Origin of the sequence: Candidatus Kuenenia sp. (assembly GCF_039794105.1) — a bacterium.
Lineage (GTDB): Bacteria > Planctomycetota > Brocadiia > Brocadiales > Brocadiaceae > Kuenenia.
In genome coordinates, this window is the sequence record NZ_JBDIWA010000001.1 from 233,451 (window position 1) to 246,327 (window position 12,877).

The following is a 12,877-nucleotide window of genomic DNA, read 5'->3' on the forward strand; positions in this document are numbered from 1 at the left end:
AATACAAATACAAACATACAGGCCATTTACTGAAATGCTATGATAAGGGGCTTCTTGATTCAGGGGCTGGTAAGTGATTTGGCAAAATCATATCCGAAGATTGAACACTTTTTCAAAATTTCTTCTGTGGGGATAAAATTAGCTTTTAGGGAAGGTTGCACCACATTTAACTTTAGGCCTCTTAAACGGTCTTCCATTAGTTTAACTGCTTCTCCGCTCCATCCATACGTGCCAAATGTTGCACATTTCTTGCCTTTAATGTTAAGACTAAATAAAATATTCATCATATCCCAAATGGGTTTTACTGCATCTCCATTCATTGTGGGCGAACCAAACAGCAACCCATCGGCAGATTCTATTTCGAACCGTGCATGTTCCGGAGAAATAGCGGCAACATCCAACAGCTTTGCTTCACTGCTTACCGTACAAGCGCCTTTTGCTATCGCCTCCGCCATTTTTTTCGTATTCCCATAGACAGATACATATAAAATTACGATGAGTTTTTTGCTTCGGGGGGGGAGTGGCGTGCTCCACTCTTTATATGCCTTTATGTATTTTTGCGGGTCTGTTCTTAATATAGGGCCATGGCTGGGAGCAATCATTTGTATGTCGAGTTGATTTATTTTGTCTAACGCTTCAAGTATTTTTTTCCTGAAGGGACCCATTATGTGCTCAAAATAATACCTGAAATCTTCAAAAAAGTCATCCACCCTGTCATCAAAAAGTCTTTCATCGCAAAAATGGGTGGCAAATCCATCACAGGGAAACAGTATCGCATCGTCATGCAAATAAGTAAACATGGTATCCGGCCAATGCCAGAATGGGGCATGAATAAACTGTAATTGTCTGTTTCCCAGAGAAATGCATTCGCCGTCCTCAACCGTTTTTCCGTTAAACTCAGAGTTAAGAATGTTTTTCAGAAACATTGAGGAGGTCTTTGTCGATAAGACCTGGGCATTTCTGGCTAGTTTTAATAGCTGTCCTAACGATCCGGTATGGTCCATTTCCGTGTGATTTACCACAATATAGCAAATGTCTTTAAGGGGTATTAACGATTGCAGTTTATTGAGATATTCAGGGGTAAATTTTTCATGAACGCCATCAATGATTGTTGGTTTATCCGCCATGATAAGATAGGAATTATACGTGCTGCCAAACCGGGTTTCAAAAACAACGTCGAAAGTCCTGAGGGTGGCATGTAAGACGCCTGTCCAATAAACGTTATTTGTAAGTTGCAATGTCTGCATTGTTTATAAGAGATTAGCTGTTAACCCTTACAGGGTTGTTTCTTTTTGAAATAAAAATGCCGTGGTAGTGATAAATACTTTTTGCGGGTTGCAAAACCTGAACCCACCGGGAATGAAGTTTACGTAAAGTTTGGAGCATTGGGTTTTTTGTCATTTGAATTTGTTTCGTATTTCGATATTCGTATTTCGAATTTGGTTGCAGATAAAGACTGTGCTAAGGATTGTTTGTGTTATTGCCCTATTTTATTTTTCACAAAATTCATCAACCCGCCCGATTGAATAATTTCCTGCATTTCGTGTGGAAATGGTTCAAAGGTAAAACGCCTGTTCAAGGTATAGTCAAAAATTTCGCTCTTTGCCAAATCCACCTCTATTTCATCTCCTTCTTTGATGTGATCCGCAGCTTCAGGACACTCGAAAATAAGCAGGCCAATGTTTATAGCATTTCTGAAAAATATTCTGGCAAATGATTTTGCGATGACGCAGGAAATGCCTGCTGCTTTGATAGCGATCGGGGCATGTTCACGTGAAGACCCGCAACCAAAATTCTCTCCCGCTACAATAACGTCTCCTTGTTTTATCTTTTTTATGAAATCAGGGTCGGCATCTTCCATGCAATGCTTTGCCAATTCATTTGGGTCTGTCGTATTCAAATACCGGGCCGGGATGATTTCATCGGTGTTAATATTATTGCTAAACTTCCAACATTTACTTTTCATTTATTTTTTTATTCTCATTCAGAAAAAAGTTACTGATGCCATTTACCATTCATCTCCATTTTTTCATCCTGCCTTTGCATACGACTCCGAAACGGTTTTTGATGCAGGCGGATATTTTTTTATCTCTTGTTTTTTTTGATTCAACCGGCACTCCATTCTTTGATAGGCCTGGTGCATAAAGGCTTCCAGTCGTGTTTCTTCGTTTGTTTGCTCCTGACCGTCAAAGGATAATTTCAGGCAGGGAATACCGGCATTCTCCCTTTGAAATCGCTCAAGTATCCCGTTTACTATTGTCCCCGGCATACAATGGAAAGGAATAATATTTACAATACCATCGAATCCCTCTTCGGCATATTCAACTGCTTTCCCCATACTCAGCACAGGGTCTCCTTTATAGGAGTCGTCGATGTATTTTTTCCCTCTCCTTATAAGCTCTTTGATTGTTGCGTCCTTATAGAAATGCCTTATTTTGCCTTTAAAGACGTTTGTGAGTTTATATGCATCATATCTCTGTACAATCGCGGATATGAATTCCCCCAAATATCCCTTATAATCTTTTTCGTTAAGACATGATTCCCTGCGGCAATGTGCAATATAGTTAATCCATTCTGCGAATGGAGGATTAAAGGCCTCTCCATTGAGCCGTTCTATATTTTTGATGAGAAAATTGTTTGCAAAATCATTGAGCCGCACATAATTTTCTCCAATAATGCCGATCAACGGTCTCGGCTTACTCCTGTCTACCTTTATATTTGTAAAATCGTGCCTTGCTTCTCTTGCAATATCAAGCAGATTCATGCCTTTGTCCAGGGCCGATTCTGCTTTTTTAAGGTACTTTTCATATACGGCGTCAGCTTCTCCCTTATTTATCTCATAAGGTCTTATTTCCCTTTGCAATTTCTGCATGAGATCTGTAAAAACAATGCCATTCCATGCAAGTTTTCTGAATCCTGTCCCCAGCCCTTTTGTATCTTCCTCATAATTTTCTCCCTGATCCAGGGTATATAAAGGGACATTCGTAAGACCTAGATCGTCCAGTACCATGCGTTGAAATTTATTGTACTGGCCGAATCTGCAAGGGCCTGAAGCCGTTGCCATCAGGAAGGCGCTTGCTTCCGGATCAAAATCGGGCGACATTGATTTTTTAACAATATCCCCTGTGGTAAGTATTGCGGGGTAGCACTCTTTTCCTGAAGTATACTTTCTTCCGATATCGACTGAATTTTCGTCTGCCATGGGCATCGCTTCTGCCGGTACCCCGTTAGCCCTCATAGCGGCAGCGATCATTCTGCCATGATCACACATATGGGGGACATAAAGTGTTCTCTTTTTTCCACCGGTAATTTGGCGTGTGGCGATATCTTCCTGCCGCCTCCTGGTTTTTGTTGCAGGTTTAACGTTTTTAAGGCTGTCAATAAACGCCTCGCAACGGGTTATAGCGCCAACATCAGCGCTGTGTTCATCTATTTCTATGGTAAGGCAGGGTTTTCCCGCCAGCTCCTTATAGAAAAATTTGGAGATAAATGAATCAGGGCCGCAGCCAAAGTTTGTGATATATAAAGGATAGAGCCTCTTGTCTTTTGCAATCAACCTTGCGGCGGCAATAAACCTTTGCCCTGTTTTCCAGTACATATTAGGGTAATCGTGCGAAACTTCTTCAATGTCCAGCGTCAAATAGTCAAGAGGTATTACCAGTATTCCCAGGTCGCGTAATTTTTCCGGAAGACCAAGATTCATTCCCGTATCGCACCCATTGTATGATCTGCTAATCAGTATAAAAGCCTTTTCATCATCCGCAATAGTGTCTAAAATTTCTTTTCCGCGTTCTTCTAATTTTTTAGTGAAAGCGCTCTGTGCCTCAAGTGCCACTTCGATTGCCTTATCTGCAACGACTCCGGTTACCCCAACGCTTTTCGCAATTTTATGGAGGGTTTTTACCAGGAATTCTTTTCCATATTCAAAATGAATAACTGGCGATAGCGTTTTAAACCCACGGTTATCCAAATCGATACCTGAGCGCACGAGGTATGGTATACATTGCACGTAAGGACAGGCATATGAATGGGTAAGTTTCTTACTGGAGTGTGTCAAATTTATAACGCTGGGCAAAAATAAATAATCAATTTCCCTTTCCAGCATATCAATGACATGTCCATGGGCGACCTTTATGGGAAAGCATGTTTCTGCCGTAATAACCTCAACGCCATTATAAATAATGTCCTTGTTTGTATCACGGGAAGTAATCACCTCGAGACCCATTTCGGTAAAAAACGCTTTCCACATGGGAAACAAATCATAAAAAGTGGATACCTGCGGTATCCCTATTTTCTTCCCCAAGGGGTTTTGGGGTTTATTTTTTGGATAAGTATTATATAGCGCCTGTTTTCTTTCACTGAAAAGCCTTGGCAAATGCTTCCCTTTTTTTAACGTCCTCTCGTCGTCGAATTTTCCGCACCGGCTTCCGTAATGAAGCGGGTCTTCTCCTTCTATACTGACCTTTCTTATTTCGCAAATATTTGAACAATCCTTGCAAACAAAAGAGGAGAGTTCATATCGTTTGTGCCTGATATCAAATCCCCTAAACCGTGATTTATCCCATGTTTTCTCTTCCATTGCAATAATGGCGGAACCGATTGCCCCCATAATATCATGGTGTGGAGGCACAATTACCTTTTTACCCGTTACTTTTTCAAATGCAGATTTTACTCCACGGTTTGCTGCTACCCCTCCCTGGAAGAAAATGGTGTTTCCAATAGGGCGGTCTTCAACAACCCTGTTTATGAAATTTAGTACAACGGAATAGCTCAAACCGGCAAGCAGGTCTTCCTTCGAGGTGCCTCCCTGCTGATGATGATTTAAATCAGATTCCATAAATACCGTACATCTCTCGCCAAGATGCGACGGGCAGCATGATGAAAGGGCGCGGTCGTTAAATTCTTTCTTTATATTTACATTCAGTTTTTCCGCCTGTTCTTCCAGGAATGAACCGGTACCCGCCGCACATACCTTGTTCATGGCAAAATCCACAACAGCGCCATTTTCCAGCCGGACAAATTTTGAATCCTGTCCGCCGATTTCGAAGATCGTATCGACTTCCTTATTTACACTTGCGGCAGCAGTGGCATGGGCGGTAATTTCGTTTTTGGCGATATCGGCGCCGATAAAATCCCCCGTTAAGTAACGTCCCGAACCTGTCGTTCCGGCACCGTTGATAACAACCCTGTCGCCAATCTCCAGTCCCACCTCATAAAGGCCCTGTTTTACCGCTTCAAGCGGCCTTCCGGCGGTCATAAGATAACGCCTTGCCAAAATGTTTTTGTGCTTGTCGATAACCACAACATTCGTACTGATGGAACCTACATCGATACCTACATATGCTTCGACTTTCCCGTTTTCATCAAGATGATGCGTCTGGTCAACAATTTTATAATTATCCGAACGAAGAGGCTCTAGATTTGATGCTTTTGAACTGCGGTTTTTAAAATATTCCTCTATTGCCTTCAGGCCACGGAATGGCGACTTTATTTCCTTATCTATCAGAGTAAATACCGAACCAATCGCCCCCATTACCTTGTAATACTGCGGAATAACCAGTTCTCCGGATTTTAATTCCAATATATCTTCAAATGCCTTCACCATGCCGGCATTTGCAACAACACCTCCCTGGAAAATAATGGGTTTTACAAATTCCTTGCCCTTGCCGATGTTGCTTTTAAAATTCCTTGCCATTGCATAACAAAGCCCTGCGACGATGTCGTAAACCGGCGTGCCTTCCTGTTGTAAGTGTATCATATCTGTTTTGGCAAACACACTGCAACGACCGGCAATGCGCGGGGGGTTTTTTGATTTTAAGGCAAGTTCACCAAATTCTTTTTCTATGGAGACCCCAAGCCTTGCCGCCTGTTGGTCCAGAAATGAACCGGTGCCGGCTGCACACATTGTATTCATTGAAAAATCAGAGACTTTCGTCTGGCCGGTTGATTTGTCCCGTTCAATAAGCATAAGCTTGGAATCTTCTCCGCCAATTTCAATAATGGTGCGAACATCAGGATGCAACGTTGTAGCGGCCTTACTATGCGCAACAACTTCATTTATAAAGGCAATATCCATTAATCCGGCTATTAACTTCCCGCCAGTCCCGGTTATTGCAATGCCGTCAATATCGTCCATATGTGTCCTGTTGAGCATATCTCTTATTACCAGGAGGAACGTTTCGACCGGCTGCCCGTGTGAACGAACGTAATGATCTTCTAATATCTCTTTTCTTTCATTAATTAAAACTGCTTTTATACTGACAGAACCAATGTCCACGCCTATATATTTTTTTTGATACATACGTTTATCTGTTCCCTTCATCAATTTATTACCTTAATCCTGCACCAAAAATGATATTTTTCGTGCAAATAATTTCTTGTACTCATCTTAACACACACAATTGCAGTTATTTATACCTTACAGGTTCACAAATTACGAAATGTAGAGCGAAGAGTCTCTTCGCTCTACAACAGCAACTTTCAAGAAATCACAATTTGTGAATCCGTAAGGTATACAAATATTTAAAATCCGGCAATCGCTAGAAACCCTCACGAATACCGGCTAAGGCAGATGCTTTGTTTTATGCTGCTTCTATAGGGCAGTCGAAAATCATAGAGAGAAGTATCACTAATGCTGGATATTAAACGGTTTTGCAAGCCTATGGTCAAATAGAAGGTATTTTTGCGCAAGATTCAGGCTGCATTTCACTTGGTGGTGTTATTTTGCCGGTAATAGCAGACGCAGCAGCCACTGCAGGACTACAAAGATATATTTCGCTCTTTGGATGTCCCATGCGGCCAACGAAATTACGGTTTGTAGTGGTAAGTGCCCTTTCCCCTTCTGCCAGTATTCCCATGTGACCGCCAAGGCACGGGCCGCAGGTAGGTGTTGAGACAACTGCTTCTGCGTCAATGAATATTTCAATAAGCCCTTCTTTTAACGCCTGTTTATATATCTCCTGAGTAGCTGGAATAATAATCAGCCGGATAGAAGGATGTGCCTTTTTCCCTTTTAATATTTTTGCCGCTGTCCGCAAATCTGATATCCTGCCGTTAGTGCATGAACCAATAACTACCTGGTCTATTTTAATTCCACAGACATCATAAACGGATTTTGTGTTTTCAGGAAGACTGGGTAGGGCGACTTGCGGAACGATTTCCTCAGCGTTGAATTCATATACCTTTGAATAATAGCTGTCAGGGTCGCTATTATATGCCACATATTCCCTTTTAACTCTCCCGGCGACATAATTTTCCGTAATTTTATCGGGAGCAATAATTCCGCTTTTTGCCCCGGCTTCAATTGCCATGTTGCATATGGTAAAGCGGTCATCCATTGGTAAATCGGATATGGCGGTCCCTGTAAACTCCATTGCTTTATATAGCGCCCCGTCAACGCCAATTTTCCCGATGGTATATAGTATGAAATCCTTTCCCGACGTCCAGTTTCTTGCCTTGCCATGAAAAACGAACTTAATCGATTCCGGCACTTTAAGCCATACCTTTCCTGTTGCAAAACATGCGGCCAGGTCTGTACTGCCTATCCCGGTTGAAAATGCACCCAGTGCTCCATAGGTACAGGTATGAGAGTCTGCCCCAATTACTAATTCTCCCGGGGCGACAATGCCCTGCTCCGGGAGTAAGGCATGTTCGATTCCCATGCGTCCAATCTCAAAGTAATGTTTTAAATGGTGTTTTTCCGCAAATACACGGAGTGATTTTGATTGTTGGGCGGATTGAATATCCTTATTCGGCGTGAAATGATCCGGTACTAAAACAATTTTTTCGGGGTCAAAAACTTTTTTAATGCCCGCCTTTTCGAATTCCTCAATGGCAATTGGGGCGGTTATATCGTTTCCGAGGCAAACATCTACATTTGCATAAACGAATTGTCCCGGATGTACTTCCCTCTCGCCACAATGCGCAGCGATAATCTTCTCTGTTATTGTCATTTCCATAAATTGTACTCTGCATGGCAATACTTCCGTCTTTTCTCACTAAAGGAAGTGGTTGTTTTTGTAAATAAAGTATAAAAAAACTAATTTTCTGAAAATCGTGTTCTATTCCATGATTTTAAAAACAAGGGGTCTTGTAAATATTTTTTATGACATTTATGACACAAATCAAAGCGGAATGTTTTGTACTCTTCTTCCTCTCTATCATCACCAATTTCTTCCCCATCCACCCGGTCATTTTCATCGTCGTCGTCATCATCGTCATCTTCCATTTCCCAAAGTTCTTCATCAAGGTCATCTTCTGTATCCATTGAGTCGCAAGTAGCGTATACTTCAATTTTTACAACATAACGTATGTCCTCACCCGCAAGTAACGGTTTCCCACACATATCACATGTATAGTGCACCATCAATGTTCCTCCAAAGAAAAAAAATCATTTTACTAAAGTTAAGTTGTTTTGACACAATTCAATACGGTGAATAAGTGATTTAGTATGTATTATTTCTCAAAAACCAAATCTGACATCACCTTCCCTTAGGCTGGCATACCAAATCATGTCACGGATAATTATACTGCAATAATTATCCCCCTTGGATAAACCCAATTTACGCCATTGATCGAAGCCTTTTTACTCTCTCCTCAATTGGCGGATGCGTACTAAAAAGCGAAGCAAATGAACGGCCGCTTAATGGATTTACTATAAACAGATGTGCGGATGACGTTCCCGCATCTAACGGCCTGACCCTCGCGGCCTGGTGCAGTTTTTCAAGGGCGCTTGCCAATCCTGCCGGATTACGTGCCATAAGCGCTCCGCCTTTATCAGCGGCATATTCTCTTGAACGTGATATAGCCATTTGTATCAGCAAAGCAGCAATAGGAGCTACTATGGCGAGAGCTATGAGACCGACTACACCTCCTCCCCCGCTATCGTCATCATCATGCCTTCCAAAGCCTCCAAACATGGCAGTCCATTGTGCCATATTCGCCAGCATGGTAATTGCGCCGGCTATCGTCGCAACAATAGTACATATTAAAATATCTCTGTTTTTAACGTGAGAAAGCTCATGTGCCAAAACGCCTTTTAACTCTTCATGCGTTAAAGAGTTTAACAACCCTTCTGTGACTGCTACGGCGGCGTGATTAGGGTTTCTGCCGGTGGCAAAGGCATTCATCGCCTGAGAGGGGATAATATATAAATTTGGCATGGGCAATGCGGCATTTGCGGTGAGTTCTTTCACCAGCGCAAAATACTTCGGTGAATCTTGTCCTGTAATCTGGCGTGCACGGTATATTCTCAGGACGATTTTATCACTGTACCAATAACTGAAAAAATTCATCCCCATTGCGATCGCAAAAGCAAAAACCGCCCCCTGCCTGCCGCCAAAAATACTTCCAGCCCAAACGAGTATCAGTGTTAATGCTACGAGTAGAACCGCTGTTTTGAAATAATTCATATCTGCTACTCCAAAACAATTATGGAGGAAAAATTACTTTATCATTACAAAGGCCTGCGCAAAAACTTATTATTTTTGAATATTTTCAGACCTCAAAGACCTCAAAAGTCATTATAAATGTCACCTATTTTTTGTCAAGCAATTAAATAGGCAGGCCAATGCGGCATTGTTTGTCTTTATAAAGACAATGCCGCATGTGGTATATAACTACTTACATACACGCAATATGCGACTTATTTACTTCTACGCTTCTTCGCCAGGGCATTTTTTCTCTAAGGGTTGTTTCTCATCGGAAAACAAAAAGTTAATTTGCGTATAGTATTACTATTGGCTAACTTATATGAATATTTTGCCGTCTGCTTATCTCCTGTTCGATACATTGGGCTATTTCCTTGTTTTAATTCTTTACAGAAGATGGCAAAACATTCTATTAAAAAATTTCTTCTGTAAGAATTTGTGAGGAAAACAAACCTTTTTGTTTCGGGGTATCTTCAAAATGTTTTCCCCAATTTATACCACATAATGGTTCTTCCGTGATATCGGGATTCTTGCAACCGCAAACATAAGCGCTTATTTTATAAAGACCTGCCAGTTCAGCAATAGCATGGTAACTATTTTTTCTATAGTATATATCCAGTGCCTGTACACGTGATTTTTCAGCCAGCAGGTTGATGGAACTGCCATTTTGGTAATGTGCAATTATCTCTTCCCATAAAGAGGTTTTCCTGAGAGATTTATAGAGATTTTTCTTAATAAATGGCCTTAAAAAGAGATAATTAATGCCCATAGCGTTTACTCCATATTTCTGCAAAACCCTGAATAACGCGGTTAAGTTGGTTTTTGTGTCGGTTATTCCCGGTATAAGGGGATCTAATTTCACCTCCGGCACAATCCCCACGGTGCACAATTGTTCAATGTTCCGTATTCTTTCGCTTGGAGTGGCGGCGTAAGGTTCTATAATTCTTTGTATATTCCGGTTTAATGTGGTAATACCCATCTGAATATGTACTAATTTTTTATATCTTTTAAACAGGTCAAGAAATTTTATTGGTATCCGTCCTTTTGTAAGGAGATTTATACCAATATTATATTCTAACAGGGTCTGCATTAATTCATATGACAAATTTATTACCTGCGGAATTGGCTGAAGGGCGTCACTCGAAGAACTGAAAAAGACATATTTTGGCAGTTTTCTGCGTCGTGGTAATTCTTTTTTTAACTTTTTAGCCATATTTTCATACACAAGCACCTTGCCATCTCCAGGATAGATTGAATATCCCCTTGCATAACAATATGCGCATTGATGGCTGCACCCTATTGTAGGGTTAATTGTTGCGACCTGGCTCAAACATTTCAGAGTCGGTCTTGCCAAAACAGCCGTTTTACGTTCAATAGATTCTATGTGCATTTTACGATAAGAGATATCTATACATGGATTATTTAACAATGTTCCTGAATAGCGCTGCTTGCCGCATAGTGTAGGGGCAAAGCATTTGTTATAAACGGTTGATGTTCCTTCCTCACTTGATATATAAGCCCACTAAATTCATACAAATTCATGTAGTGCGACGAGGTTCGTCGCACTACAAATGACAATTTCCAGTTTCAAAAGACTAGAGTGTTATCAAAATCAAGTGTGGTTTTATCAATAAATTCAGAAGCCTCGGCTCTTTTAAAATGAGTGTTTTGTGGATTTAATAAGCAGGGTCATCTGTACGCTATTTTTCGAAGTAATTGGGGTCGTTGGACTGAATTATTTTCAGTAGTTCATTGTGGATTATCTTAGAACCGGCAATGATGTCGCCGGTTTTAAGATAGTTGTTTTTGCCATTGAAATCAGTGGTTATTCCACCGGCTTCCTGAACTAAAAGGGCGCCAGCGGCAATATCCCATGGTGATAATGCATATTCAAAAAAACCACCGAAAATCCCATCCGCGGTATATGCAAGATCCAGGCTTGCAGAACCGCATCTTCTCATGTCAGAGGCATGGTTAAGCAATTCCCTGAATATCTTTACATAGGCGTCAACAATGTTTTTCTTTCTGAATGGAAAACCGGTTGCGATAAGAGAGTCATTCAGATTTTTCGGGAGAGAAACATGTATGGGTTTGTCATTTTTAAATGCACCTTGTCCCTTTACTGCGGAAAAGATATCGTCTTTTATAGGATCATATACAATCCCCACGCAGAGTTCTCCCTCTATTTCCAAAGCGATTGAGATCGCAAAAGCCGGCACACCGTGGATGTAGTTTGCAGTGCCGTCTAATGGGTCGATGATCCATAAAAAGGGAGAGGTATTTGTTTGTGTTTCAGACTCTTCCGCCAATATGGCATGATCGCTGAAATGCGTAGTGATGTGATTTTTGATGATTTGTTCAGACCGTCTGTCTACATCCGTGACAAAATCATTTGCGGCTTTTTCTTCAATCATCGAAGCATCTAACTTTCTGAAATATTTTTTCAGGACGTCGCCTGCTTCCCTGGCTGCTTGTTTGGCTACTTCAAGATATGCCGCCAACGTATTTGGGTGTACCTTCATCATTGGTTAGTAAGCAGTTAAATAAGACTCTTGCCAGTCAACGTTTTATATGCATTCAGATACTTTTCAGATGTTTTCTGGATTATGTCGGGCGGAAGTGCTGGTGCAGGTGGATTTTTATCCCAATGTATGCTTTCTAAATAGTCGCGTATGAATTGCTTGTCGTATGACGGTTGTGGTTTTCCGGGTTTATAGAATTCAAGCGGCCAAAATCTCGAAGAATCAGGGGTAAGTACCTCGTCAATAAGCATCGTTTTATTATCATTCGTTATGCCCCACTCAAATTTTGTGTCACAAATAATGATTCCTCTGCTTTTTGCATATTCACTTGCCTTCGAATAGATTTTGAGACTTTTCTCCTTTAATTCATCGGTGAGCGTTTTTCCGATCAGATTGATTACTTCAGAAACCGGGATGTTTTTATCATGGCCGGTATGTGCTTTTGTTGAAGGAGTAAATATTGGTTCAGGGAGTTTATCCGATTCTTTTAACCCGGCAGGCAGCTTTATTCCGCAAATTGATTGGAATTTTTGGTATTCTTTCCAGCCTGAACCTGCCAGGTATCCACGGATAATACATTCTACCGGAATAACGTTTACTTTTTTCACAAGCATAGACCGGCCATGAAGGATGTCTTTATGGAGTTTGACAAATGTATTATCAATAGAATCGATATCAGTGGTTATGAGGTGGTTCTCAGTGACGTCGGCAGTATAATGAAACCAATATTCTGACAATCCTGTAAGCACCTGTCCTTTATAGGGAATCCCGTTTGGGAGAACCACGTCAAATGCGGAAATACGGTCTGTGGTGACGATAAGCAGATCATTATTAACTTCGTAAATATCACGAACTTTTCCGCGGTTGTGTAATTTAAGCTGTGAAATGTTGGTGGTCAGTAACGGTTGTGTTGTTCTCGTCATTTTG

General features: G+C 41.2%; 9 protein-coding genes. All 9 read right to left on the reverse strand.

Going from position 1 to position 12,877, the window contains the following annotated elements; translation table 11 throughout:
* Positions 1-59: 59 nt before the first annotated feature.
* Positions 60-1,247 (reverse strand): FprA family A-type flavoprotein, encoded by a 1,188-nt coding sequence (locus ABJL82_RS00915; protein ID WP_347272802.1) that lies wholly within the window; start codon positions 1,245-1,247, stop codon positions 60-62.
* Between the two features lie 230 nt (positions 1,248-1,477).
* On the reverse strand, positions 1,478-1,966 hold the full coding sequence (gene leuD / locus ABJL82_RS00920; protein WP_347272803.1) for a 3-isopropylmalate dehydratase small subunit: 489 nt from the start codon (positions 1,964-1,966) through the stop codon (positions 1,478-1,480).
* Between the two features lie 63 nt (positions 1,967-2,029).
* Positions 2,030-6,322, reverse strand: a complete 4,293-nt coding sequence (locus ABJL82_RS00925; RefSeq protein WP_347272804.1) for an acyl-CoA dehydratase activase — start codon at positions 6,320-6,322, stop codon at positions 2,030-2,032.
* A gap of 343 nt (positions 6,323-6,665) precedes the next feature.
* Positions 6,666-7,958: a 3-isopropylmalate dehydratase large subunit gene (gene leuC, locus ABJL82_RS00930; protein ID WP_347272805.1), complete on the reverse strand. Its 1,293-nt coding sequence runs from the start codon at positions 7,956-7,958 to the stop codon at positions 6,666-6,668.
* Positions 7,959-8,038: 80 nt separating this feature from the next.
* On the reverse strand, positions 8,039-8,365 hold the full coding sequence (locus ABJL82_RS00935) for a hypothetical protein (protein WP_347272806.1): 327 nt from the start codon (positions 8,363-8,365) through the stop codon (positions 8,039-8,041).
* A 196-nt stretch (positions 8,366-8,561) separates the two neighbouring features.
* Positions 8,562-9,410 (reverse strand): zinc metalloprotease HtpX, encoded by an 849-nt coding sequence (gene htpX / locus ABJL82_RS00940; protein WP_347272807.1) that lies wholly within the window; start codon positions 9,408-9,410, stop codon positions 8,562-8,564.
* A 430-nt stretch (positions 9,411-9,840) separates the two neighbouring features.
* Entirely contained in the window at positions 9,841-10,818 is a 978-nt protein-coding gene (locus ABJL82_RS00945; protein WP_347272808.1) for a radical SAM protein, read from the reverse strand.
* 310 nt (positions 10,819-11,128) lie between these two features.
* Positions 11,129-11,953 carry an inositol monophosphatase family protein gene (locus ABJL82_RS00950; RefSeq protein ID WP_347272809.1) on the reverse strand — a complete coding sequence of 275 codons (825 nt, stop codon included), beginning with the start codon at positions 11,951-11,953 and terminating at the stop codon, positions 11,129-11,131.
* Between the two features lie 14 nt (positions 11,954-11,967).
* Positions 11,968-12,873 (reverse strand): phosphoribosylaminoimidazolesuccinocarboxamide synthase, encoded by a 906-nt coding sequence (locus tag ABJL82_RS00955; protein WP_347272810.1) that lies wholly within the window; start codon positions 12,871-12,873, stop codon positions 11,968-11,970.
* Between the last annotated feature and the right edge of the window lie 4 nt (positions 12,874-12,877).

Coding starts and splice junctions, on each gene's coding strand:
- ABJL82_RS00915 (WP_347272802.1), bottom strand. CDS start 1,247: ATGCAGACATTGCAACTTACAAATAACGTTTATTGGACAGGCGTCTTA.
- leuD (WP_347272803.1), bottom strand. CDS start 1,966: ATGAAAAGTAAATGTTGGAAGTTTAGCAATAATATTAACACCGATGAA.
- ABJL82_RS00925 (WP_347272804.1), bottom strand. CDS start 6,322: ATGAAGGGAACAGATAAACGTATGTATCAAAAAAAATATATAGGCGTG.
- leuC (WP_347272805.1), bottom strand. CDS start 7,958: ATGGAAATGACAATAACAGAGAAGATTATCGCTGCGCATTGTGGCGAG.
- ABJL82_RS00935 (WP_347272806.1), bottom strand. CDS start 8,365: ATGGTGCACTATACATGTGATATGTGTGGGAAACCGTTACTTGCGGGT.
- htpX (WP_347272807.1), bottom strand. CDS start 9,410: ATGAATTATTTCAAAACAGCGGTTCTACTCGTAGCATTAACACTGATA.
- ABJL82_RS00945 (WP_347272808.1), bottom strand. CDS start 10,818: ATGCACATAGAATCTATTGAACGTAAAACGGCTGTTTTGGCAAGACCG.
- ABJL82_RS00950 (WP_347272809.1), bottom strand. CDS start 11,953: ATGATGAAGGTACACCCAAATACGTTGGCGGCATATCTTGAAGTAGCC.
- ABJL82_RS00955 (WP_347272810.1), bottom strand. CDS start 12,873: ATGACGAGAACAACACAACCGTTACTGACCACCAACATTTCACAGCTT.